This is a genomic window from Selenomonas sp. AE3005, from assembly GCF_000686945.1.
Taxonomy (GTDB): domain Bacteria; phylum Bacillota; class Negativicutes; order Selenomonadales; family Selenomonadaceae; genus Selenomonas_A.
On the sequence record NZ_JMME01000012.1, the window covers coordinates 47,960 to 72,924 of the forward strand.

Genomic DNA, 24,965 nt, shown 5'->3' on the forward strand with positions numbered 1-24,965 from the left:
TAAGCAGCTTTATGCCTGTGTGGCTGATGAAAAGCATTTCGTGGAGGTGCAGGGAGATGATGGTGTTAAAGCGGCTTTATGTTCTGCTTTTGGCAGCATGGCTTTGTGCAGGTGTGGTATCAGCAGCCCCTCTGCAGGTGCAGGAGCAGCTGGATATTATGGCGCGGACGGCAAATGGTGAAAAAGGCTGGTTTGTCCAGCCAGCGCAGGATAAGGAATGGAACAAGTGGCATTACGCAGTGACTGATTTAAACCATGACGGCAATCTGGAGATATTGCTGGCGAAGGAAGGCAGTTTTGACGGAACACAAGAGCTGCGATGTGAAGAATTCAACGAAGGAAAATGGACGTGCCATGGGGGCATTCATTTGGTGGGCGGCTCGCATATGCCGGAAATTTTGACCGGTGAGGAAACGGGGCAATTCACTGTGTTGTATGATGCCCGGGAAAAGCGTTATGTCTATCTCTTTACCGAAACCATCATGCATGGCGAGTTCGAGGCCGTGCATACCCGTTATGCTGTTTGGCTGAATGGTGTTCTGCAGGTTGAGGAGCTGGGCTATTCGACCTGGCAGCTGTCCGGCTATGATGGCAGTGTCAAGCAGTATTATTACCTGCCCCGCTGGCGGACAGCTGAGACAGAAAGCGCGCAGAGAATCAGTGCAGACCGCTATGCACAGCTTGCCAGGGAGCGATTCCCGGACAGCGTCGAGCAGACGGCGCAAATCAAATGGATAAAAGCAGGGGCACTATGGTACGCGCTAAAAAGTGGCAAGGCATATAAGGAACTGAATGATTCCTTTAACGTATTTGCCCAAAGTACCGCGATGGAGGCAAAAACTTAACCTGGAAAATCTTAGGCAGCAGGACCAGCCCCTGGCAGGATAATATCTTGTTAGGGGCTGATTCAGGCAGTAAAAGCAAGGCAGAAATGACGGGGAAAATGCCTGCGCATTGTCCGATGAGCCTAAATAATCTAACAAATTGACATATGTCCTAATCTCTGCTATTCTGTTACCGTTATATTCTTGTATAAGCCCATTGATATGGAATGGGCGTTTCTACCAGGCAACCGTAAATTGTCATAGCCTACAAGAAGAACGGAGCATTTATGGGTATAAAAGGCTTCTTTTTTCTTGACGGCATCTATGATTGCCTGTTTAAGAAAGAGGAGGCTTTTATTTTTTATGCAAGTGCAAGCAAGTCAGTCTTTCCTGGAGCGGTTCTTTAAACTCCGGGAAAAGGAAACCACGGTGAAAACAGAGGTCATCGCTGGTTTTACCACGTTTATCGCTTTGGCCTACATCATGTTCGTAAATCCGAACATTTTGGCCGACGCCGGTGTGCCCAAAGAGGCAGCTATTGCGTCCACTATTTGGATTGCGGCGCTCTCGACTATGATGATGGGCGTATTTGCTAACTATCCGGTGGCATTGGCTCCGGGTATGGGGTTAAATGCATTCTTTGCCTATTACGTCTGCGGCGTGCTGGGACTGCATTGGACGGTAGCGTTAGGTGCGGTATTCTTCTCTGGTTTGCTGTTTTTACTTTTGACTATCAGTCATGTACGGCAGGCGATTATCAACGCTGTGCCTCAGAATCTGCGCGTGGCAATTGGTGTGGGTATCGGCCTGTTTATCGCTTTTATTGGTTTGAAGGGCACAGGCCTCATTGTCAGTGACCCGGCCACGTTCATTACGCTTGGCCATGTGACGAAACCGGAAACGGCTATGTCCCTGTTTGGTCTGGTACTTACCGGTGTGCTGATGGCCCGCGATGTGCAGGGCTCTATCCTGATTGGTATCATCGCTACGACAATTTTGTCCATGGTGCTGGGTTATTCCCCGGTGCCCCAGGGCTTTAATGATGTTATCAGCACCAGTCTGCCGCACATGGGAGAAACCTTTGGCAAGCTGGATATTATGGGTGCTTGGAACTACGGTATTCTCTCCATTATCTTCACCTTTACGGTGGTGGAACTGTTCGATAACATGGGTACGCTTATCGGTCTTACTGCTAAGGCCAAACTGGTGAAAAAAGATGGCGAGATTGAGAACCTCGACAGAGCTTTGAACACTGACGCTGTCGGGACGATTTTCTCCGCTATCTTCGGTACTTCCACGGTAACTTCCTACATTGAAAGTGCTGCCGGTATCGCCGCCGGTGGTAAGACGGGCCTTACGGCAGTGACCGTGGCCGTGCTGTTCCTTATCTCCCTGCTCTTTGCACCGCTGATTGGCCTCGTGCCGGGATATGCCACGGCACCGCCGCTGATTCTTGTCGGTGCGCTGATGATGTCGGAAGTGGGCAAGGTAAACTTTGCCGACTTCACCGATGGCCTGCCGGCCTTCCTGACTATCATCATGATGCCGCTGACCTCGTCCATCGCCAACGGTTTTGCTTTCGGTTTCATCAGCTTTGCGTTCATGAAAACCCTCTCCGGCAAACCGAAGGAAGTAAGCCCCATTATGTGGCTCGTCAGCATTGCTTTTATGGTTAACCTGTTTATGCGTTCCTAAAAAAAAGAAACGAAAGCCTTCCTGAGAATATTCGGGAAGGCTTTTTGAGCTTTTTAGTGGTATATGTTACAATAACGATAAGCAAAAACTGGGGAAGGGGCAGACGTGATGGCATATTCCAATTTTGATTTTTTGGCGGAAAAATTCCCGGTATTGGCTCATTTGGGGCGGTTGGCAGAAAAGTATTTATACAGCGACTCCAATTCTTGCTTATTTAAATTGGGCATGATGGGGGAAACCATGATTAAACTGATGTTTGATTATGATGGGATTGAATTACCCCGAGAGGATAAAGCTGTAAATCGTATCAATAAATTACGGCATGAAGAATTGCTGGATAGTGATATGGCGGCATTATTTCATGCTTTGCGGAAAGTACGTAATTTGGCGGGGCATGAAGGCTATGAATCAGTGGCCGAAGCCCGTAACTACCTGGGGATTACTTACAGTTTGGCGGAATGGTTTATGCAGACCTATGGCGATTACACATACAAAAATCGCCCTTTTGTCATGCCGGCAGAGAATCTCGAGCCAGTTAGGACAGATGTCGTCGCTGAGTCAGAGTTAGAAAAAATCCTCATGCAGCAAGCGGCGGAAAAGGCAGCCCAAGCTCCACGGGTAAAGAAAGCCGACAGACAGAAATACGCGCAAAAGGCTGCGAACAGGCGGTATAAATCCGAGGCAGAAACCCGTGTGCTCATTGATGAACAGTTACGGCAGGTGGGTTGGGAAGCTGATACGGAGAAACTGCGCTATAGCAAAGGAATAAGACCGCAAAAGGGGAGATGTATAGCCATTGCGGAATGGCCCACGGATTCTGCAAGTGGCAAAGGGGGCTTTGCAGATTATGCGCTGTTTATTGACTTAAAGCTGGTGGCTATCATCGAGGCCAAGGCCGAGCACAAAGACGTAGCTGCTGTTATTGATGGGCAGTGCAAGGAATATCCCCAATATATCAAGGCCGAGCATAAGGAATATATTGCAGGCAAGTGGGGAAAGTATCAGGTGCCGTTCACTTTTGCTACCAATGGCAAGCCTTATTTGGAACAGCTGCGGACGAAATCAGGTATATGGTTCCTTGACCTGCGGAACAAGACCAACAGACCAGAACCCCTGCGTGGCTGGTTTAGTCCCTTGGGGCTGATGGAGCTTATGGCCCGTGATATTGGGGCTGGTGATGAAAAATTAAAGGCCATGCCCTATGCACTGCTGCAGGACCCGGATGGCCTCAACCTGCGTCCTTATCAGGTGGCCGCTATTAGAGCGGCGGAAACAGCTATATTGAATGGTAGTCAGCGGATTTTGCTGGCCATGGCTACAGGTACAGGCAAGACCCGTACCGTGCTGGGCATGATTTACCGTTTTTTGAAAACAGGCCGTTTTCAGCGTATATTGTTCCTTGTTGACCGCAATTCTTTAGGAACACAGGCGCATGATGTATTCAAGGATGTGAAACTTGAGGAGCTCATGTCCTTAAGCCAAATCTATAATATAAAAGGACTGGACGAAAAACTTATCGACAAAGAGACGAGAGTACAGGTCGCAACCGTGCAGGGCATGATACAGCGCATTCTTTATAATGATGATGAGGAAAAGCCTGCCGTGTCCGATTACGATCTGATTATCGTAGATGAAGCACATCGTGGTTATACCTTGGATAAAATGATGGATGAGGCCGAGATTGTCTACCGCGATCAACGCGATTTCCAAAGCAAATATCGCGCTGTTATAGAGTATTTTACAGCGGTAAAAATTGCGCTTACGGCAACGCCGGCTTTGCATACTACCCAAATCTTTGGTGAGCCTGTGTTTAAATACACCTACAGGGAAGCAGTAATTGATGGTTTTCTGGTGGATTATGACGCACCGCATATTATCAAGACTAGTCTGAGTGAAAGCGGTATTCATTATGCCAAGGGTGACAGCATAGCTGTTTATGACCCGGCCACGGGAGAAATTACCAACAGTGAGGCCTTGGAAGATGAGCTGGATTTTGATGTAGAAAGTTTCAACCGTCAAATAATCGTACCTGATTTTAACCGCAAGGTATTGGCAGAAATAGCCAAAGATATAGACCCCACAGATGAAAATGGGGGCAAGACCCTGATTTATGCGGTAAATGATGCTCATGCTGATATGATTGTGGATATATTACGCGAAATTTACGCAGCTATGGATATTGATCAAGATGCTATTAAGAAGATAACAGGCAGTATCGAAAACGGAAATCAAAAGAAAATACAGGAAGTTATCCGCTGTACGAAAAATAACCATTATCCCAGCATAATTGTAACCGTTGACCTGTTGACAACAGGTATTGACATTCCGTCTATCTGCCGTCTGGTATTTATGCGGCGAGTCAAATCGCGTATCTTGTTTGAGCAGATGTTGGGGCGTGCTACGCGTCTATGCCCGGAGATAGGCAAAGACCATTTTGAAATTTATGACCCCGTAGGTACTTTTGCCAGTTTGGAAAAGGTCAGTACTATGAAACCTGTCGTAGCGAATCCTGCGGCAACGATTTCCGGACTTATAGATACTTTGATGGAAACGGCAGATGATGATAAGGCTGTCCTGACCCATCAGATAGAGCAGCTGCTGGCTAAAATACAGCGTAAAGGCCGCAAACTAACAAAGGAACAGGAAGAACAGTTCACCGCAATGACGGGCAGTAAGACTTATGCGGATTATGTTAAGCGCCTTTCAGAGCAGGAATGTGAAAATGCCAAAGCGCAACTCATCAAAGACAAAGCGGCGTTTCGTTTTCTGGAAAGTTATGTTCAGCCACAAAGACCGGTTATCGTATCTGATAAAAAGGATAAAATTACTTATCATGGGAAAGCCTACGGAACAGGACAACAGCGCCCGGAAGATTATTTGGATGAGTTTACCGCCTATATTAAAGAAAATATAAATGAAGTGGCGGCATTAAACATCATCTGCACCAAACCGGCGGAACTTACCCGGCAGAGTTTGAAAGAACTTGCTATGCTGCTTGACCGTGAAGGCTATGCACCTGCTCAGCTTGATTCAGCGATAACAGCCCTTAACGCCGAAGAAGCCGGTGCGGATATCATCAGTATTATCCGTCGTTATGGTATTGGTGCCCGGCTTATGAATCACAGAGAGAAAGTGGAGCAGGCCGTAAAACGGCTAAAAGCTAATCATAATTTCAACAAAATGCAGGAAACATGGATAAAGCTTATGCAGGATTACCTTATCAATGAGCCCGTACTGAACAGGGATTCGCTGGATGAGGATCCCCGTTTGCGCAAACGGGGCGGGTCAGCGCAGGCGGATAAATTGCTGAATGGTGAACTGGGAAATATCATTGCAGAACTAAATGACTATATGTATGACGATGGAGGCAGAAGCGCGTGACAACACAGGAGATTGTAGGCAAATTATGGAAACTTTGTGATGTACTGCGTGATGATGGTATTACCTATCATCAGTATGTGACAGAGCTTACCTATATCTTGTTTTTGAAAATGGCCAAAGAGACAGGCGCGGAAAACAGCATTCCCGAGGGGTACCGGTGGAATGACCTGGCCGTAAAGGATGGTCTGGAACTAAAAAAATTCTATAAGAAACTGTTGGAGTATCTGGGTACGGAATGTCAGGGACGCATTCGCGAAATCTATAACGGAGCCAGTACCAGCATCGACGAACCGGCCAATCTCAAAAAGCTTATTACTTCCATTGATGAACTGGACTGGTATAGTGCCAGAGAGGAAGGCTTGGGTAATCTCTATGAAGGGTTGTTGGAGAAAAACGCCAATGAGAAGAAATCTGGTGCTGGACAGTATTTCACGCCGCGTCCGCTAATTGATGTGATGACGAAGCTTATCAAACCACAGGCAGGGGAGAAGTGTAATGATCCGGCCTGCGGTACTTTTGGCTTTATGATAGCTGCCTTCCAATATGTTTACGAACATACCAACAGTTTTATGGATCTTGATGGTGACCAGTCACAGTTTGAATATGAAAAGGCTTTTACCGGTTGTGAACTGGTACACGATACGCATCGGTTGGCACTGATGAATGCCATGCTGCACGACATTGAGGGAAAGATTACGTTAGGTGATACCCTCTCGCCTTTGGGCAAGTTTCAGACCGGCTATGATGTGGTGCTGACCAATCCGCCGTTTGGGACGAAGAAGGGCGGCGAACGCGCTACGCGTGATGATTTGGAAGTGCTTACCAGTAACAAGCAGCTGAACTTTTTGCAGCATATCTACAAGAGTCTTAACAAAAATGGCCGGGCGGCGGTAGTCCTGCCGGATAATGTGCTCTTTGCCGATGGTGATGGGGCTAAAATCCGTGCGAACCTCATGCACAAGTGCAATCTTCACACCATTTTACGTCTGCCGACAGGTATTTTCTATGCGCAGGGTGTTAAAACGAATGTGCTGTTCTTTACCAGAGGGACGACGGATAAGGATAATACCAAGGAAGTTTGGTTCTACGACCTGCGCACCAATATGCCGTCCTTCGGCAAGACCAATCCCTTGAAGCAGGAGCACTTCGCGGACTTTATGAAGGCCTACGAAGCCGAGGACAGAAACAAGGTGGAGGACGAACGCTGGAGCGTGGTGAGCCGCGCAGAAATCGCGGCCAAGGGAGACAGCCTTGACCTGGGACTCATCAAAGATGACAGCATCGTGGATTACGAAGACCTGCCTGACCCATTGGAAGCTGCGGAGAATGCTGCCGATACATTGGAAGAAGCCGTAGATATGTTGCGGGCGGTGGCTAAAGAGCTGAAACAGTTGGAGGCGTATGAAATATCCCTAAGATAATAAGAGGCAAATAGAATATGGAGGAATTGTAAGATGGCTGATATAGATGCTCGTGTTTTCACATTGGAAAACATTACGGCGCTGGTTAAGCCGGTAGCTGAAAAATATCATGTTAAGGAAATATATCTGTTTGGCTCTTATGCACGGGGCGAGGCAGATGAGAATAGTGACTTGGATTTTTTGGTTTTTGGTGGTGAAGGATTCAAGCTGACTAGTGTATTGGCCTTAGGCGAGGAGTTACGAGAAGTCCTCAAGAAAAAAGTTGATATATTTGAAATTCGGGAAGTTAACCAGGATAGCGATTTTTACAGAACTATTATGAGGGAAAAGGTGTTAGTGGCATGAAACATTCTGACCAACAACGGGTTAACAAGATTTATGAGTATGCCAGCAAGTTAACTAAATATGTGCGAGATAATAACATTACCCGTGAAGCTCTGCTGACGGATTTTTCTTTGCAGTGGCTGGTAACAACACCACTATACAACATCGGTGAACATGCATATAATTTATCAGCCGAATATAAAGCCGAGCATAATGATATACCTTGGACCATGATTTCCGGTTTAAGGCATCGCTTAGTCCATGATTATGATGGTACGAACTGGAAAATGATTGTGGAAGTGGTATTTGACGATATACCTGCTTTACTAGTACAGTTAGAAGAGTTGGTGGAGAAGTAGCCATATTTTTCGAAGTGCTTGGGCGTGGGGCAGATACTTGTGCTTGCGCTTAGCCGTCTGGCAAAAAGCAGTTATTAACGCCTAAAGTCAAACGCTCCCGTGCAACAGTCTCTCCACGCCGCTCAACAAAGGAAGAAAGCGGATAATATCAACAAACACGAAAGGTGCCGAGTATCATGGCAAAGAAACAACAGACAATAGAAGAAAAATTACAAGCGGCACTGGTGCCAGTCGAGGAACAGCCATATAAGGTGCCGGAGAATTGGTGCTGGGTGAGGTTGGGGCGTTTGGCAAATGTCAAGGGGGGAAAACGTGTTCCAAAGGGAAATAGCTTAGTGGATGAAAAAACCAATCATCCATATATAAGGGTGACGGATTTTCAAGACATGGGAATTGATGTTTCTGCGATAAAGTACATTGATGATGTAGTGTTTGAAAAAATCAAGAATTATACTATTGCTCGAACAGACATATATATATCTATTGCAGGAAGCATAGGTAAGGTAGGAATAATTCCAGAGTTTTTAGATGGTGCTAATCTTACCGAAAATGCTGCAAAGATAACCAATATAAATGGCGTTACGCAAAAGATGCTTTTATGGTATTTGACTTGTAATAATGCGCAAAATCAAATGATTGGTGCTACAATATCAACCACGCAACCGAAATTGGCTTTGTTTAGAATTGAAAATATTTCTGTTCCATTGCCCCCATGTAACGAACAATATCGCATAGTCGCTCGTATCGAATCCCTTTTTGCCAAGCTGGACGAAGCCAAAGAGAAAATACAGGAAGTTCTTGACGGAGCAGACCTGCGTCGTGCCGCTATTCTTCATCAGGCTTTCACAGGCAAGCTGACGGAGAAGTGGAGACGGGAAAATGGAGTGAGTGATGGAAGCTGGGATAAAGTACCATTAGGAAATGTTATAGAATTATTGTCGGGGCAGGATTTTAAGCCAACAGACTATAATGACGCAAAAAAAGGTATTCCATATATAACAGGAGCTAGCAATTTTGATGATGGCGTGATTATCAATCGTTGGACAGAAAAGCCAACTGTGATAGCTAAAAGAGATGATATCTTGTTAGTTTGTAAAGGCTCGGGGTATGGAAAGACAATTATTGCAGATTTTGAGCAGGCACATATTGCTAGACAGATAATGGCATTAAGAGTAAAAGAGGGTATAATTAACAAATATGTGCTTTATTTCTTGATGGATAAGTATGATGAGATAAGAAATAGTGGGCAGGGATTGATACCAGGGATTTCAAGAAAAGTTGTACTAGGTATGAACATATTTAAGATATCAATGCCGGAACAACAGGAAATCGTCCGCCTGCTGGACAATCTGCTCTCCCGTGAACAATCAACGGTCACCGCTTGCGAAGAGGCCCTGACTACCATCGACACCCTCAAAAAATCCATCCTCGCCCGCGCCTTCCGTGGCGAGCTGGGCACAAATGACCATAGCGAAGCCAGCGCCAAAGAGTTGCTGCAAGAAATACTAGCAAGCTAGAGTGCAGAATTTGACTAGTCAAACTTGACCTGTCAAAACTTGACAAGTCAAATCCAGCCAGACAACTAGCCGCCAGCGGGAATGCTTGCCAAAGCGGAGCGTCAGGCGAGGGAGCGTAAAGAAAAAACTCTTTTGCCCACCTTAATATCCTGTCGAAAAGTCTACTGTTTGAGCATAGCGAGTTTTGACTTTTCGGCATGGTTAGTTAAGGGACAAAAGAGTTTTTTTAGCGAGCCACCGAGCACCGCGTGGCAAGCATTCCCACTGGCGGCGTATTAGACAAATAAGGCGGTGGTAAATAAACAGCCCGACTTCCCGAAGAAAGTCAGGCTTTTAGGACGAATGAAATTGTATAGGCCGTGAGGGAGTGGTTACCCTAACGGCTTTTTACTTTTCTAGATAAGGAAAAACATTATATTATTTTCCTTGACAACCTAGCAGGCCTATGCTAGTATTACTAACTGTAGACGCATGAAGTGCGTCTTGATTTGGGTTTTAAAAGCCCATCCCCAACCGCACAGCGAGGCTGTTGAAACTGCCTTGTGGCAGTGCCGTAGTTGGCGAGTAATCTTATAGGGAGGTGTTTTCATGTACGCAATTATCAAAACTGGTGGCAAGCAGTACAAAGTCGCTGAAGGTGATGTAATCATGGTGGAGAAGCTCTCCGCTGCTGAAGGCGAAGCTGTAGTGTTTGATGAAGTTCTGACGGTAGTAAACGACGGTGATGTCAAAGTTGGCAAGCCGGTTGTTGCTGGTGCCAAGGTAACGGGCAAGGTAGAAGCTCAGGGCAAGGACAAGAAGATTCTGGTCTTCAAGTACAAGGCTAAGAGCAACTATCGTAAACGTCAGGGTCATCGTCAGCCGTTCACGAAGGTTGTTATCGAAAAGATTGAAGCTTAATCCATGATTAAGGTGAAAATCTTTAAAGAGTCAGCAGGACGTATTGTTGGCTTTGAAGTTGCCGGCCATAGCGGTACGGCAGAGCGTGGTCAGGACATTGTCTGTGCCGGAGTTTCGGCTCTGACGCAGACGGCATTGTTGGGACTGGGCGAGCATCTGCATCGCGAAATGGATTATTCCGTAGCGAGTGGAAAGCTCAAAATGCAGCTCAAGGGTGCTCCCGATGAACTGACAGAAACGCTTTTACAAACAATGCTTCTAGGACTGATGGAGATTGCTAAGCTCAGTCCGGAAGGTGTACGAATTCAAGAACAGCGGAGGTGAATTCCATGTTTACTTTTGATTTGCAGTTATTCGCACATAAAAAGGGTGTTAGCTCCACGCGTAACGGCCGCGACAGCCATTCCAAGCGTCTTGGCGTTAAGGAACAGGCTGGTACGGTTGTAACTGCTGGCAGCATTCTGGTTCGTCAGCGCGGCACGCACTTCCATCCGGGCCACAATGTTGGTATCGGTAAGGATGACACTCTGTTCGCAAAGGTTGCCGGCAAGGTTGCTTTCGAGCGCAAAGGCCGCTACCAGCGTCAGGTCAGCGTTTATACGGCTGAAGAAGCTATGTAAGACAAATACTCGGTACCTGCGCTTTTTAAGCGCAGGTATTGTTGTATTATATATGGAACGGCGTTAAGTTGCGTTGTAGTGCATAAAGGCAAGGGCCGGTATTGAACGCAATGCCGGCTCTTGCCTTTGTTCATTATTGATGTGGAGGAAATATGCAGTTTATTGATAGAACCCGTGTTATTGTGAAGGCCGGTGACGGTGGTCATGGTAAGTCGGCGTTTAGAAGAGAGAAGTTTGTACCGAAGGGCGGTCCGTCCGGTGGCGATGGCGGCCGGGGCGGCGATGTTATTTTTATCGTCGACCAGAATATGAACACCCTGCTGGATTTCCGTTTTCATCGGAAGTTTACGGCGAAGAACGGGGAAAATGGCGATATCAAGAATCAGTATGGTGCCAATGCACCGGCCTGCTATGTCAAGGTACCGCCCGGAACGATTGTGAAGGACGAGGCTACGGGCAAGGTATTGGCTGACCTGACGGAAATCGGTCAGGAGGCTGTAGTCTGCAAAGGCGGCCGTGGCGGCCGCGGCAATGCGAAGTTTGCCAACTCGGCCAACCGTACGCCGACCTTTGCGGAATTCGGTGAACCGGGTGAGGCCAAGAATCTGATTCTGGAATTGAAACTGCTCGCGGATGTCGGCCTGGTCGGCTATCCGAGCGTGGGTAAGTCGAGCCTGGTGGCCAGCTGTTCGGCAGCCCGTCCTGAGATTGCGGAGTATCACTTTACAACGATTACGCCGGTGCTCGGTGTGGTTAAGACAGACTACGAAAAGAGCTTTGTCATGGCCGATATCCCGGGCCTTATCGAAGGCGCTGCTGACGGCGTGGGCCTTGGTCATGACTTCCTGCGCCATGTAGAGCGTACGAAATTGATTCTGCACATTGTGGACGCATCTGGTCTGGAAGGCCGTGACCCAATTGATGATTATCATAAAATCAATGCAGAGCTCAAAAAGTACAGCGAAAAGATTGCCCGCCGTACGCAGGTGCTCGTAGCGAACAAGATTGACCTGCCGGAGGCGCAGGAAAATCTGCCGCGTCTTAAGAAACTGGCTGAGGAAAACGGCTTGAAGTTCTTTGCAATTTCCGCGGCTACGCGCGAAGGTGTGCAGGAGCTTATCGATTACACCGGTGAATGGCTGGATAACTATGTGGAAGAGCCGGAAACGGAAGAAGAAGTCGTAGTTTATGACGAGAATGAGGAAGACCCGGACAAGATTACCATTTCCCGTAATATCAGCGGTGAACTGGTGGTATCCGGCCAGAATATCGAAAAACTCGTGAAGATGACCAACTTCCTCAACGATGAGGCTGTTCGCCGTTTCCAGTACATCTGGCGCATTAAGAACCTGGATGAAAAGCTCCGGGAAAAGGGTGCTAAAGAAGGCGACACCATTCATATCGGGGAAATGGAATTTGAATTCCGCGACTAAGGCGGTTGAGTAAGGAAATTACGGAGGAATAAATTTGTTAAGAAATTCTTTAACGGGCAAGCAGAAGAGCTTTTTGCGTTCCATGGGGCAGAAATTGGAACCCGTGGTTATGATGGGCAAGGAAGGTGTGACACCGACAGTTGTACAGGCAGCGCAGGAGGCCATTAAAAAGCGCGAACTCATTAAGGTACGTGTGCTGCAGAACTGTATGGAAGAGCCGGAAGATGCCATCACCATGCTGGCTGAACGTGCGGATGTGAATCTCGTACAGATTATCGGCCGCAATGGTCTGCTCTTCAAGCGCAACTACGAAAAGCCGAAAATCGAATTGCCGTAAATAAAAATATGGAGGCCTGGTTATGGGAAATGCACGTCAGCGTCTGCAAGAGGCCAAGCGTATCGTGGTGAAGGTTGGCACAAGCACCCTGACCCATGAAACGGGAAAATTAAATCTGAATCGTATTGATAAGCTGATACGCGAAATTGCTGACCTGAAAAATCAAGGCAAGGAAATGATTCTGGTGTCCTCAGGAGCTATTGCCGCCGGCTTGGGAAAATTAGGGCTGGACAAAAAGCCTGATTCTATCCCGGAAAAGCAGGCGGTGGCCGCCATTGGTCAGGGCGTGCTCATGCATATCTACGAGAAACTCTTTGCCGAATACGGGCAGGTGATGGGACAGGTGCTGCTGACCAAGGAAAACTCTGTGCAGCACCACCAGTACATTCATTCCCGTAATTCCCTGCTGGCGCAGCTGGCCATGGGGGCGGTACCGGTCATCAATGAAAATGACGCGGTGGCGGTCGATGAAATTAAGATTGGCGACAATGACAATCTGTCCGCGATGGTGGCGACTTTAGTAGATGCTGACGCGCTGATAATCTTGTCGGATATCGAGGGACTGTATACGGCTAACCCGGCAACACACCCCGAGGCCGAACTTATCAGTGAAATCCCGGAAATTACCCCGCAGGTGGAATCTATTGCCGGTGGGGCTGGTTCCAAGCTCGGGACCGGCGGCATGATGACCAAGATTCAGGCCGCCCAGATTGCCATGAGTGCCGGCGTGACCATGGTTATTGCCTCCGGTTCCCGTGAGGGAGTATTGCGTGAGGTTTTGACCGGTCAAAATATCGGCACAGTGTTCCCGGCCCGGGAATCACATCTGCGTGTGCGCAAGTCCTGGCTGGCCTTTGGCAAGCGTCTGGCCGGGGAAATCGTAGTGGACGCCGGTTGTGCCGCCGCTATGCGTGACAAGGGCAGCAGTCTTTTGCCTGCCGGCGTCGTGGCCTGTGCCGGTGATTTTGCTGCTGGCAGTACCGTTCGCGTATTGACAGAAACGCAGCAGGAAATTGCCCGTGGTATTGTGAATTTTGACATGTCAACGCTCAGCCGGGTTATGGGGCATAAGAGCGAAGAAATTACCCGTCTGGTAGGCGAAAATGTACCGGAGGAAGTTATCCACCGGGATAATATGGTTCTAATGGTTTGACATTAGGGGGAATGACAATGGATATTCAGGCAGAATTACGGCGCCGGGCACAGGCGGCCAAAGAGGCATCTTATAAGCTGGGCGTTTTATCCACCGCGGTGAAAAATCAGGCTCTGCTGGCCATGGCTGACGCTCTGGAACAGGGCTGCGATAAGATTCTGGCAGCTAATGCACAGGATATGACAGCTGCCCGGGAAAAGGGGATTAAGAAATCATATCTTGACCGGCTGCTGCTCGATGAGAGCCGTATTGCCGGTATGGCCGAAGGCCTGCGGCAGACGGCCGCCCTGCCTGACCCCATTGGCCAGGAGGACGCCGGTTCAGTGCGTCCTAACGGGCTCTCCATCCGCCGGGTGCATGTGCCTTTAGGCGTGGTTGGCATCATCTACGAGGCCCGTCCTAATGTGACCGCTGACGCTTTGGGCTTATGCCTGAAATCAGGTAATGCGGTGCTGCTCAGAGGCGGCAGTGAGGCTTTGCAGTCCAATATTGCCATCAGCAGCCTGCTGGCCAAAGCCGCCTATACTCATGGCATTCCCGAGGGCGCTGTACAGTTCGTGGATTTTACGGACAGGGAGGCTGTCGGGGTTATGACGCATTTGACGGGGCTTTTGGATGTCATCATTCCCCGGGGTGGTGCCGGCCTGATTAAACGTGTGGTTGAAGACAGTTCTGTGCCGGTCATTGAAACGGGTACCGGTGTTTGTCACACCTTTGTGGACGAAAGTGCTGATTTTAAGATGGCTTTAGATATTGCCATCAATGCCAAGACCAGCCGTCCTTCTGTCTGCAATGCCATGGAAACCCTGCTGGTGCATGAGCATATTGCGCCTGAGTTCCTGCCACAGCTCAGCCAGGCTATGGCGGAAAAAGGTGTAGAACTGCGCGGTTGTGACAAGGCAAGAGCTGTCTGTCCGGATATGCAGCCAGCCGAAGAAATTGACTGGTCAACGGAGTATGGTGATTTAATTCTGTCGGTCAAAGTCGTAGCTGACGTGACGGCGGCCATTGCCCATATTAACCGTTACAATACCGGACATTCTGAAACCATTGTCACCAATGATTTGGTGAATGCTGCGCGATTCCAGCAGGAAGTGGACGCAGCGGCGGTGTATGTCAATGCCTCCACGCGTTTTACGGACGGCTTTGAGTTCGGCTTTGGTGCGGAAATCGGTATCAGTACACAGAAACTGCATGCCCGCGGTCCGATGGGACTGATGGAGCTGACCAGCACCAAGTATCTGATTAACGGCAACGGACAGGTTCGCTAGTGCGTAAGCTGTATGGCTACATAAGAACCTGGCGTGCTTATGTAAAGACACCCAAGGGGAGCCATGATACCAGGGATTACGGCAGGGCGCTGCTGCTCATCGCAGCTACCGTGCTGCTTGTCTGGCTCCTGCTTTATATCGGGGGAGGATTTTAATTATGGGAGAGCGAATCGGCATAATGGGCGGCACTTTTGACCCTATCCATATCGCTCATTTGGTCATTGCCGAGGAGGCGCGGCAGGCATATAAACTGGACCGGGTAATCTTTATCCCGGCCTATATTCCGCCCCATAAACTGGATAGAAAAATCACCGGTGTATATGACCGCGTGAAGATGACAGAATTGGCCATTGCAGATAATCCGGCTTTTTCCTTGTCGCTGATGGAAATTGAACGGCAGGGCCCGTCGTACTCCCTGCTGACCATTAAGGAATTGCAGCGTGAGTATGGCCATGAGGCTGAGTTTTACTTCATTACCGGCAGTGACTCCATAAACGAACTGCATACCTGGTATCATGCTGAGGAACTGGTGCGGGCGTGTCATTTTATCGGCACTACCCGGCCGGACAGTCCGCTGGACGAGGCAGCTTTAGCTGAGCGCTGGGGAGAATTGTGGAGCCGTATTCACCTGTTGCCAATACCGCAGCTGGATATATCATCGACAATGCTGCGGCAGCGGCTGGCAAAAGGTGAGTCGGTACGGTATTTCCTGCCCTTCCCGGTGGCTGCGTATATTGCGGAAATGGGGCTGTATCAATGAGTATGAGCATGGATTATGAAAGTATGCGGAGCCTGCTGCAAAAGAGTTTGAAACCCTCGCGTTATGAGCACAGCTTAGGCGTGGCGGAAACGGCGGCAGCTTTGGCCCGGCGGTTTGGTGTGGCGGAAGAACAGGCCCGGGTGGCCGGTTTATTGCATGACTGTGCCCGGGAGTTTCCCAATGAGAATCTCATTGCGGAGGCCGAGGCGCGGCAGATTGTGGTAGAACCGATTGAACGGCAGATGCCGTTGCTGCTGCATGCTTATGTAGGAGCCAGGCTGGTCCGTGAAAAATACGGCGTGGACGATACGGCGGTGTCGCAGGCTATTTGGCGGCATACCGTGGGCGGCGCCGATATGACAAAGCTGGATAAGATAATCTGGTTTGCTGATATGATAGAACCCCGGCGTGATTATCCCGGGGTGGAGGAACTAAGGGCATTGGCCCAAACCGCAGACTTAGACGCGATGGTGCTGGCTGGTCTTACCCAGTCCATCATCTTTGTGGCCCAGCGTGGCGGACTCATTCATCCGGCTACGATTACGGCCCGTAATGAGATTTTACTGCGGAATAAAGGATAAAGAAGGAAGAGCCAATGGACAGCCGGGGAAGAGATAACCGGAAAGTAAATGTCACCAAACAAAATATACTTCGCAAGCGGCGGGAAATGGCCCGGCGGCGGCGCAGGGCTATTCTGCGGCTGATATTGCTCATTATTTTTGTGATACTGGTGCTGACAGGCATTGTTGCTGTGGGTTATGGCCTGGTGACGGTGGGCTCGATGGTCAACCGGGAATATCAGGCCATGTACGATGGCTATACGACGCGGCAGCAGCTGCGTCGCGGCAATGTTGACCCGAAGTTTGACGGGTATACCAATGTGCTGATTATGGGCATTGATGATGGTCTTGATAGTGACGGCGGCGATGAAAAACGTGCCGACGCTATTATGGTGGCCAGTCTGGAAAATGAAACCGGCAAGCTGCGCCTGATTCACATTCCCCGTGATACCTGGATAAATGAAATCAGCACCGGCCAGCAGATGAAGATAAAGAATCTCTATGCCTTGGGCGGCGCACCGCTCATGGTGCGGCAGATAAATAATGTTCTGGGGATTTCTATCCATCAGTACGCAGTGCTGGATATGAATGTGTTCAGTGAACTGATTGACGTGCTCGGCGGCGTGGATATTTATGTCGAAAGCGACATGAATTACGATGACCAGGAGGCCGGGATTGCAATTCACCTGCCCAAGGGCTATCAGCATCTCGACGGAAAACAGGCGCAGCAGTATCTGCGCTATCGCAGTGAGGACCTGGGCGATGAGGGGCGTGTGCAGCGCCAGCAGCGTTTCTGCAAGGCCTTGTATCAGAATCTCCTGCAGGTACGGACGGTGGCCAAACTGCCGGAAATTGCGGAGATTTGCAAAAAACGGGTTGATTACAGTGCGGAGATTTTTGACTCCATGCACCTGGCCAATGTACTGCGGCGCCTGAACAGCGATACGCCGGTCAGTGTAATCCTGCCCGGTGAGCCGGCGGCTGATGACCAAACCATCTGGGTTATGGATGATCTGGCTGCGGCCGAACGGATGAAGGAATTATTCCCTACAGAGGGATTGGATAAACAGTGAGTTTTATAGGAGGTAAATAAAGTGACGATTGAAGAAATGAGCCAGGCCATTTGTAAGGCCGCCAGTGATAAGAAAGCCCGTGATATTGTCATCATGGATATGCAGGGGATTTCTTCCTCTACGGATTATTTTGTGATTTGCTCTGCCAACACCGCTACCCAGGTACGGGCGATTGCTGACAACATCGAAGAAGAACTTGGCAAGGCCGGTGTGGATTTCAACCACAAGGAAGGCTACCGGGAAGGTGAATGGGTGCTGCTCGATTACGGTGATGTAGTGGCGCATGTGTTCATGCAGGAGGCCCGTGAGTACTACGCTTTGGAACAGCTGTGGGGCGACGCCAAGCTGACCGTTTATGAAGACTAAGACTGCTGAGGCCGATATGGAAGAACAAGTAAAACGCAAGTATGGCCCGAGCTCCGTGGCTGTCCTGAAAGTGGTGCGCGAGTCGGAGTTAGGCGCTTTCCTCGATGCGGAAACCGGCAATACCAGCGATGATATCCTGCTCCATAAGAATCAGCAGACACATCCCGTAAGTATCGGTGATGAGGTGGAGGTATTCCTGTATCTTGACCCCAAGCGCAAGCTGACCGCCAGTATGCGTGTGCCGAAAATGAAGGAAGGGCAGATTGCCCGGCTGCAGGTCATCAATGTGAGCCGGGACGGCGCTTTTGTTGATGTAGGAGCGGAACGCGGTATTTTCATGCCCTATGCCGGCATGCGCGGCCGTCCGCAGATTGGCGAAGTTGTCTGGGCCAAGCTCTACACGGATAAATCCGGACGTCTGGCGGTGACCATGGAAGTAGAGGACGAAATGCGCCGGGCCTCCCAGCCGGCGGTCAAGGTGAAAAAAGGCCAGATGGTGACGGGGGCTATTTACAATTACACCGACGCCGGGGCCTTTATGTTCAGTGAAGAACGCTATATTGTCTTTATCGCCAACAAGGAAATGCCGGAACAGAACCGTCCCCGGGTGGGCGAAGTCGTCACGGCCCGGGTGACCTTTGTACGTCCTGACGGCCGTTTGAACGCGTCCCTGCGTGAGGCCAAGGAAAAGGCACTCATTTCCGATTCCCAGCGCATTCTGGAACTGCTCACGAGCCGCGGCGGAAAAATGCCTTACAGTGACGAATCCTCCCCGGAGGTAATCCGTGACAAATTTGGTATTTCCAAAGCTGCTTTTAAGCGGGCTTTAGGTCATTTATTACGCGAAAAACGCATCGAAGAAAAAGATGGCTGGACATATCTCAAAGAATCTTAAGAAAATTTCATGACTTTGAAGGATTTTATACTTCAAAGGCGAATATGAAAGCTAGAGACGAAATTTGATGGGATATAAAATATATGGGGGCGAAGTAGATGGCAGCAGAAACGAGTGGAGATAAGAAAGGAATCTTGCTGGAGACCGGCACCAACGAGTTTGAGATTGTCGAATTCAGCATTGGTCAGGTTAATTATGGTATCAATGTGGCCAAGGTCCGTGAAGTAATCACGTGTCCGCCGGTGACAGCGATGCCGCAGGCACATCCGTATATCGATGGCCTCTTTACCCTGCGTGGCAAGGCTATACCTTTGGTTAATCTGCCCCGCTGCTTAAATGTGCAGTCCAAGGCAGAACCTCGTAACGTCATCGTTACGGAGATAAACAATTACAACATCGGTTTCCTTGTGGAAAATGTTTCCCGTATTCATCGTATTTCCTGGAAGGATATGGAACCGGCACCTGAGGTCGGTGACCAGTCCCGTGTTGTTGGTATCATCAAGATGGAAGACCGCATTGTACTTCTTATTGACTTTGAAACCATCATTGCGGAAATCAATCCGGAAATCAACGCTAAGCTCACTACCTATGAAGAGGCTACGGAGGACGTCAAGAGCAAACGTTCTGATGTTCATGTTGTAGTCGCAGAAGATTCGCCGATGCTGCGTGACCTGCTGGTTACGACGCTGCATGAGTCCGGCTATCGTTATGTCCGCGACTTTGGCAATGGTCAGGATGCCTGGGATTATCTGCGCGGCCTGGCCAAGAAGGATGGCCCCATCGACAAACATGTACGGGTTATTATTTCCGACGTGGAAATGCCCAAGATGGATGGTCACCGTCTCTTGAAACTGGTGCGCGAGGATGAAGTTCTGCAAGATGTGCCGCTGGTACTCTTCTCCTCCCTGATTAGTGAAGAAATGCGTATCAAGGGCGAGCAGCTGGGGGCTTCCGGACAGATTGCCAAACCGGAAATCAATCAGCTTATCGGTTTGCTCGATAACCTTATCTTCGGTGTGCCCATAAAGGACAAGAATGCCGAAGAAGATTGAGCGTATAGACCTTAGTGGCATTTAGTTTAATTGTGGATAAAAGGCTGTTGCTGTTGCGACAGCCTTTTTATTGTGATAGAATGGTTATAATTGCTAAGTGTATAAATGAGGTAATTTCAGATGAGAAGATATACATCCCTGCTGCTCACTGCCTTTTGCCTGTTCATGTTGGTGGTGGCCGGTTCGGCGTACTTTGCCGGTGCCGGGCAGGATGCTGTGCGACGGCCGATGCGTGAGGTGACGGTTTATACCACCTTGCCTGCTGAGCATGCTTCGATACTGACAGCCGCTTACGAGGAGGCCAAGGGCGTCCGGATAAACTTTGTTCCGCTGGCCAGCGAGGAAATCCTGAACCGGCTTAAGAGTCAGGTCGAAAATGGTGGTGACCAGGCCGCGGCTATGGTGCTGGCAGATAAGGAAACTCTGACCAGGGCTGCAGCTGCAGGTTATTTGGTGCCCTATATATCCGAGGCCGGGGACCAGGTTCCGGAATCATTCCGCCAGAGCGACGGCTATTGGACTGGTGTCTGGTATGACCCCATCGTCTTTTGCATGAACCGCGATTATCTGCTGACACTGTCACGGGTGCCGGACACCTGGAAGGATTTAGCAGCTCAGCCGCAGATGCGCGTCGGTATTACCGATTTTCTGGCAGCTGACGCGTCCGCGAATTTATTTATGAGCATGCTGGCGCAGTTTGGAGATGCGGCCACTTACGATATCTGGCGGCAGATTCATCCTAAAGTGGTGCAGTATGCCCGTTATCTTTCCAACCCTGTGCGGCAGGCCGGTATGGGCGAAGTCGATGTAGCCATTGCCGTGGAAAGTGAGGCCGTGCGCTATATGCAGGGGGGCTATCCTTTGAAAATCGTCTATCCTGCTGATGGGACGGCGGCGATGATTACCGGGACAGGCATTGCTTTCCGGGCTAAGAACACCGACGCGGCAGCAGCTAAGGAATTTGCTGACTGGCTGCTTACGGACGAGGCCCAGCAGGCACTGCAAACGCAGGATTTCTACTTTGTACCGACGAACCCCGGTACACTGGCGTATAAGTCGTTTGCCGGCAAGAATATGATACTCTTTGACCAGCCGGCTATGTTTACGGCCCAGCAGAAACATGATTTTCTGGACAGATGGGTCAAGGAAGTGCGGTTCAAGTAAGTGTGAGCTATAGAGGGTGCTGCCTGTCTTTGCGCAGGCTGTATCCTCTTTCCGTTGTTTTAGACGTATAAAACGTTATTTTAGGAGGTTTGGCTGTGAAAGCAGGTTTTATTAGTCTTGGCTGTTCCAAGAATCTTGTAGATACAGAAGTTATGCTGGGCGAGCTCCAAAGCCACGGCATTGAATTAACCAATAACCCGGCAGAGGCTGACATTTTGATTGTCAACACCTGTGCCTTTATTCAGTCCGCTAAAGAGGAATCCATCACCACGGTGCTCAATATGGCTGATTATAAGGAATCCGGCCGCTGCCGCAGCCTGATTGTGGCCGGCTGTCTGGGCCAGCGTTACAAGCAGGAACTGCTCGATGAACTGCCCGAGGCTGACGCTATTTTGGGCACGGGGGCCTGGAACCGTATTATGGAGGCTGTGGAGGAAACGCTGAAGGGCCGCCGGGTAGTTATTGCCGGGGAGGACGAATCCCTGTACGATGAAAAGACACCCCGTATCAGAACAACACCTGACTATACGGCTTATGTGAAAATCGCTGAGGGCTGTGACAACCGTTGTGCTTTCTGCGCCATTCCGCAGATTCGCGGCCGGTTCCGCAGCCGTAAGATTGAGGATATCTGTGCGGAAGTGGAAAGACTCACGGAACAGGGCGTACGCGAAGTGGTATTCATCGCACAGGACAGCACCAACTATGGCCGGGATATTTACAACCGCCCGGCGCTGGCCGAACTGCTGCGTGAAGTGGTAAAGGTACCGAAACTCAAATGGGTGCGGACGCTGTATTTGTATCCGAAATTCTTTACCGATGAGCTCATCGATGTATATGCGACGGAGCCCAAGGTCTGCAAATATGTGGACCTGCCCCTGCAGCATGCGCATGATTCGGTGCTGCGGTCCATGCACCGCCCGGATACGCAGGAACAGATGATTACGCTGATTAAGAAACTGCGTGAGCGCATTCCCGGCGTGACCATCCGCTCGACCTTTATCGTTGGTTTCCCCGGGGAAACGGACGCCCAGTATCAGACACTGCGCAACTTCTTAATTGAGCAGCGTCTCGATAAAGTAGGCGTGTTCACTTATTCCCGGGAAGAAGATACGCCGGCCTACAATATGGAAAATCAAATTTCGGAAGAGGTTATGCAGGAGCGTTATCATGATTTGATGAGCGTGCAGAGCAAGATTTCCGAGGAAGTCAACCAGAGCTTTGAGGGCAAGGTCATTGAAGTCATGGTAGAAGGCCGGGACGAGGAACAGCCCAACATCGCTGTAGGCCGCTCCTATCGTGAGGCGCCTGAGGTTGATGGTCAGGTCTATATCGAAGGCGATACGGACAGCAAGCCCGGAGATATCATTAAGGTGCGTATCCTGCAGGGATTCACCTATGATGTAGTAGGTGAGCCGGTGGAATAATGCGTGGTGGCGATATACCGCGACTTTATGCCTTCCCCTTGAGGGGAAGGTGGCAGCCGACACGCTGACGGATGAGGTGGGAAAACCACTGCATTTACTTTTTATATATTTTGGAGGAACTTTTTGAAACAGGAACTTAAAAACTTTGGTGAGATTGAACTTAGCCGGAAATTACTGCAGGCGCTTAGGGAGATGGGCTTTGAGGAGCCGTCACCGATTCAGGCGCAGACGATTCCCCTGACGCTGGAGGGACATGACGTAATCGGTCAGGCCCAGACAGGTACGGGAAAGACGGCGGCGTTTGGGATTCCGACGGTGGAGAAAGTCACGGAGAAAATCCATCGGGTACAGGCGCTTATTCTGACGCCGACGCGGGAACTGGCTATTCAGACGGCCGAAGAGCTGAATAAAATCGGCAAGTTTAAACGGGTGCGGACGCTGCCCATATACGGCGGCCAGTCTATCGACAGACAGATTCGGGCTTTGAAACGCGGTGTGCACATTGTTGTAGGCACGCCGGGGCGTCTGCTTGACCATCTGAATCGCGGCACGCTGGCCCTGGATACGGTTAATACACTGGTGCTCGATGAGGCCGATGAAATGCTGGATATGGGCTTTATAGATGATATCGAAAATATCCTGCGCCAGATTCCCGATGGGCGGCAGACACTGCTGTTCTCGGCTACGATGCCGGCACCTATTGAAAAACTGTCACGCCGCTATATGCAGCATCCGCAGCGTGTGACTATCACCAAAGAAAACCTGACAGTTCCTTTGATTGACCAGCTTTACTACGAAACCCGGGAAAAGTTTGAAGGCTTGTGCCGGGTGCTGGATGTGGAAGAAACTGGCAAACTGATTATCTTCTGCCGGACAAAACGGGCGGTTGATGACCTGACGGCCTCCCTGGAGGCCCGCGGCTATTCCGCTGGCGGCCTGCATGGGGACTTATCACAGATTCAGCGTGACCGGGTGATGAAACGTTTCCGCGAAGGACGTATTGATATTCTGATTGCCACGGACGTGGCAGCCCGGGGCATTGATATTGACGATATCACGCATGTTATCAACTACGATATTCCGCAGGACCACGAATCTTATGTGCACCGTATCGGCCGTACCGGTCGGGCAGGCCGCAAGGGCGTGGCTATGACCTTTATCGAGCCCAAGGAATACCGCCAGCTGCGCCTTATCATGAAACTGGCGCATACGAAAATCCAGCGCAAGGAACTGCCTACGGCGTCTGATATGCTGGAACACCAAAAGGAATTAGTGCAGGAGCGCCTTATTAAGACTTTGCAGCAGAATCATTACGATGATTATCATGAAATCATCTCCGATGTGGCAGCGGAAGGTTTTGATATGGTGGACATCGCCGCTGCGGCCCTGAAATTATCCCTGGAGGGATTCAAGGATGTGGACAAGGAGTCCGGGGCCTTTGGTGACACTGGGGGCGCGCCCGGTATGGTGCGCCTGTTCCTCAACATCGGCCGCAGCCAGAAAATCCGTCCGGCAGATATTGTCCGGGCTATCGCTGACGAGGCCGATATTCCCGGTGCTACCATCGGGGTTATCAATATTTACGATAAATTCACTTTCGTGGAAGTTCCCGAGGATGTGGCGGAACGAGTTATGAGCATCATGCACCGCAATACGGTGAAGGGCTACAAGGTAAATGTAGAACCTGCCCGCAAGCGGTGATGATATATACGAAATAGAGAATTATAGGAATACCCATTAACACTGAAAGAAAGAGGTAATGCAACATGCAGAAACAAGCAAAGATTATCGCAGCTTTAGGTCTTATGGGAGCTCTCTTTATGGGAACCGGTATGACAGGCACGGAGGCCGCTGCGGCTCCGGCTGCCCAGACGGCAAGCGCAGACACGCAGGCTGCTGTTCCTTACGTATACACCAGCAAGGAATACGGTTATACGATTAACTGCCCGAAAAAACCTAATGTTGTGCCGGCTCATCTCATCTATGAAAACAAGAAGGGCGAAGTCCTGGTCTTTGATAACGAAGGCTACACCATTAAAAATGCCTGGGTTATCATCAAAGATGCTTTCGAGGAAAAGAGCATGCCGGACCTTAACAAAATCAATGAGGAAGAGGCCAAAAAGTATTGCTCGGCACTGATGGCCAGCAACGGCTACGAGGCTATTGAACTCATCAGCCGCACCAAAAAGGACAAGGCTATTTATGCTATCACTGCCAAGGAAGTCGAAATCGACAGCAACGGTGACGGCAAGCCGGATATGACGGCTAAGGCTGACACCCAGATGGCCGTGACATTCTTCCGCGGCAACAAGGGCGGCCGTTACTCCATTCAGCTCATTGACAACCCTGACCTGCGTAATAGTGCCATTGCACTGTTCCAGAAGGGTGTAACCACCTTTAAGGAAAAATAATTCGGCAGATGTTCCCAAGCCTGGC

Annotated in this window: 25 protein-coding genes and 1 riboswitch; all 25 genes read left to right on the plus strand. The window is 49.7% G+C overall.

The genetic code is table 11. The features are described 5' to 3' along the window. Positions 1 to 56: 56 nt before the first annotated feature. On the plus strand, positions 57 to 845 hold the full coding sequence (locus DL94_RS0107870; RefSeq protein WP_028129688.1) for a hypothetical protein: 789 nt from the start codon (positions 57 to 59) through the stop codon (positions 843 to 845). Positions 846 to 1,008: 163 nt separating this feature from the next. Continuing rightward, a riboswitch (purine riboswitch) is annotated at positions 1,009 to 1,112 on the plus strand. Positions 1,113 to 1,187: 75 nt separating this feature from the next. Next, positions 1,188 to 2,519 (plus strand): NCS2 family permease, encoded by a 1,332-nt coding sequence (locus DL94_RS0107875; RefSeq protein ID WP_028129689.1) that lies wholly within the window; start codon positions 1,188 to 1,190, stop codon positions 2,517 to 2,519. A gap of 108 nt (positions 2,520 to 2,627) precedes the next feature. Further along, positions 2,628 to 5,900 (plus strand): type I restriction-modification system endonuclease, encoded by a 3,273-nt coding sequence (gene hsdR / locus DL94_RS0107880; protein ID WP_028129690.1) that lies wholly within the window; start codon positions 2,628 to 2,630, stop codon positions 5,898 to 5,900. Continuing rightward, complete coding sequence (locus DL94_RS0107885; protein WP_028129691.1) at positions 5,897 to 7,321, plus strand: class I SAM-dependent DNA methyltransferase; 1,425 nt, start codon at positions 5,897 to 5,899, stop codon at positions 7,319 to 7,321. The genes hsdR and DL94_RS0107885 overlap by 4 nt, the downstream gene beginning before the upstream one ends. Positions 7,322 to 7,354: 33 nt before the next feature. Beyond that, positions 7,355 to 7,666, plus strand: coding sequence for a nucleotidyltransferase family protein (locus DL94_RS0107890; protein WP_028129692.1), 312 nt, complete (start codon positions 7,355 to 7,357; stop codon positions 7,664 to 7,666). Continuing rightward, positions 7,663 to 8,004, plus strand: a complete 342-nt coding sequence (locus tag DL94_RS0107895) for a HepT-like ribonuclease domain-containing protein (protein ID WP_028129693.1) — start codon at positions 7,663 to 7,665, stop codon at positions 8,002 to 8,004. The genes DL94_RS0107890 and DL94_RS0107895 overlap by 4 nt, the downstream gene beginning before the upstream one ends. A gap of 176 nt (positions 8,005 to 8,180) precedes the next feature. Further along, positions 8,181 to 9,521 (plus strand): restriction endonuclease subunit S, encoded by a 1,341-nt coding sequence (locus tag DL94_RS0107900; RefSeq protein ID WP_028129694.1) that lies wholly within the window; start codon positions 8,181 to 8,183, stop codon positions 9,519 to 9,521. A 588-nt stretch (positions 9,522 to 10,109) separates the two neighbouring features. Then, positions 10,110 to 10,421: a 50S ribosomal protein L21 gene (gene rplU, locus DL94_RS0107905; RefSeq protein ID WP_028129695.1), complete on the plus strand. Its 312-nt coding sequence runs from the start codon at positions 10,110 to 10,112 to the stop codon at positions 10,419 to 10,421. 3 nt (positions 10,422 to 10,424) lie between these two features. Further along, positions 10,425 to 10,745, plus strand: a complete 321-nt coding sequence (locus DL94_RS0107910; protein WP_028129696.1) for a ribosomal-processing cysteine protease Prp — start codon at positions 10,425 to 10,427, stop codon at positions 10,743 to 10,745. 5 nt (positions 10,746 to 10,750) lie between these two features. Further along, positions 10,751 to 11,041: a 50S ribosomal protein L27 gene (gene rpmA / locus DL94_RS0107915; protein WP_026761230.1), complete on the plus strand. Its 291-nt coding sequence runs from the start codon at positions 10,751 to 10,753 to the stop codon at positions 11,039 to 11,041. Positions 11,042 to 11,193: 152 nt separating this feature from the next. After that, complete coding sequence (gene obgE, locus DL94_RS0107920) at positions 11,194 to 12,474, plus strand: GTPase ObgE (protein WP_028129697.1); 1,281 nt, start codon at positions 11,194 to 11,196, stop codon at positions 12,472 to 12,474. Positions 12,475 to 12,508: 34 nt separating this feature from the next. Beyond that, the gene (gene yhbY, locus DL94_RS0107925; protein ID WP_028129698.1) at positions 12,509 to 12,811 is read left to right on the plus strand and encodes a ribosome assembly RNA-binding protein YhbY; all 303 of its coding nucleotides are present in this window, start codon (positions 12,509 to 12,511) and stop codon (positions 12,809 to 12,811) included. A 22-nt stretch (positions 12,812 to 12,833) separates the two neighbouring features. Continuing rightward, positions 12,834 to 13,964 carry a glutamate 5-kinase gene (gene proB / locus DL94_RS0107930; protein ID WP_028129699.1) on the plus strand — a complete coding sequence of 377 codons (1,131 nt, stop codon included), beginning with the start codon at positions 12,834 to 12,836 and terminating at the stop codon, positions 13,962 to 13,964. Positions 13,965 to 13,981: 17 nt separating this feature from the next. After that, complete coding sequence (locus tag DL94_RS0107935; protein ID WP_028129700.1) at positions 13,982 to 15,235, plus strand: glutamate-5-semialdehyde dehydrogenase; 1,254 nt, start codon at positions 13,982 to 13,984, stop codon at positions 15,233 to 15,235. After that, entirely contained in the window at positions 15,235 to 15,390 is a 156-nt protein-coding gene (locus DL94_RS16310) for a hypothetical protein (RefSeq protein WP_197020730.1), read from the plus strand. Before DL94_RS0107935 ends, DL94_RS16310 begins: the two co-directional genes overlap by 1 nt. Before the next feature lie 2 nt (positions 15,391 to 15,392). Next, complete coding sequence (gene nadD / locus DL94_RS0107945; protein WP_028129701.1) at positions 15,393 to 15,995, plus strand: nicotinate-nucleotide adenylyltransferase; 603 nt, start codon at positions 15,393 to 15,395, stop codon at positions 15,993 to 15,995. 2 nt (positions 15,996 to 15,997) lie between these two features. Next, positions 15,998 to 16,576 (plus strand): bis(5'-nucleosyl)-tetraphosphatase (symmetrical) YqeK, encoded by a 579-nt coding sequence (gene yqeK / locus DL94_RS0107950; RefSeq protein ID WP_028129702.1) that lies wholly within the window; start codon positions 15,998 to 16,000, stop codon positions 16,574 to 16,576. Between the two features lie 14 nt (positions 16,577 to 16,590). Further along, entirely contained in the window at positions 16,591 to 17,628 is a 1,038-nt protein-coding gene (locus DL94_RS0107955) for an LCP family protein (RefSeq protein WP_028129703.1), read from the plus strand. Positions 17,629 to 17,664: 36 nt separating this feature from the next. After that, positions 17,665 to 17,994: a ribosome silencing factor gene (rsfS, locus tag DL94_RS0107960; RefSeq protein ID WP_369793721.1), complete on the plus strand. Its 330-nt coding sequence runs from the start codon at positions 17,665 to 17,667 to the stop codon at positions 17,992 to 17,994. Beyond that, the gene (locus tag DL94_RS0107965) at positions 17,984 to 18,889 is read left to right on the plus strand and encodes a CvfB family protein (RefSeq protein WP_028129705.1); all 906 of its coding nucleotides are present in this window, start codon (positions 17,984 to 17,986) and stop codon (positions 18,887 to 18,889) included. Before rsfS ends, DL94_RS0107965 begins: the two co-directional genes overlap by 11 nt. 98 nt (positions 18,890 to 18,987) lie before the next feature. Then, positions 18,988 to 19,941 (plus strand): chemotaxis protein, encoded by a 954-nt coding sequence (locus DL94_RS0107970; protein WP_028129706.1) that lies wholly within the window; start codon positions 18,988 to 18,990, stop codon positions 19,939 to 19,941. Positions 19,942 to 20,061: 120 nt separating this feature from the next. Next, entirely contained in the window at positions 20,062 to 21,105 is a 1,044-nt protein-coding gene (locus tag DL94_RS0107975; protein WP_028129707.1) for an ABC transporter substrate-binding protein, read from the plus strand. Between the two features lie 95 nt (positions 21,106 to 21,200). Beyond that, positions 21,201 to 22,529 (plus strand): 30S ribosomal protein S12 methylthiotransferase RimO, encoded by a 1,329-nt coding sequence (gene rimO, locus DL94_RS0107980; protein WP_028129708.1) that lies wholly within the window; start codon positions 21,201 to 21,203, stop codon positions 22,527 to 22,529. 123 nt (positions 22,530 to 22,652) lie between these two features. Next, positions 22,653 to 24,230, plus strand: coding sequence for a DEAD/DEAH box helicase (locus tag DL94_RS0107985; protein WP_028129709.1), 1,578 nt, complete (start codon positions 22,653 to 22,655; stop codon positions 24,228 to 24,230). 65 nt (positions 24,231 to 24,295) lie between these two features. After that, positions 24,296 to 24,940 carry a hypothetical protein gene (locus DL94_RS0107990; protein ID WP_028129710.1) on the plus strand — a complete coding sequence of 215 codons (645 nt, stop codon included), beginning with the start codon at positions 24,296 to 24,298 and terminating at the stop codon, positions 24,938 to 24,940. Positions 24,941 to 24,965 lie beyond the last annotated feature (25 nt).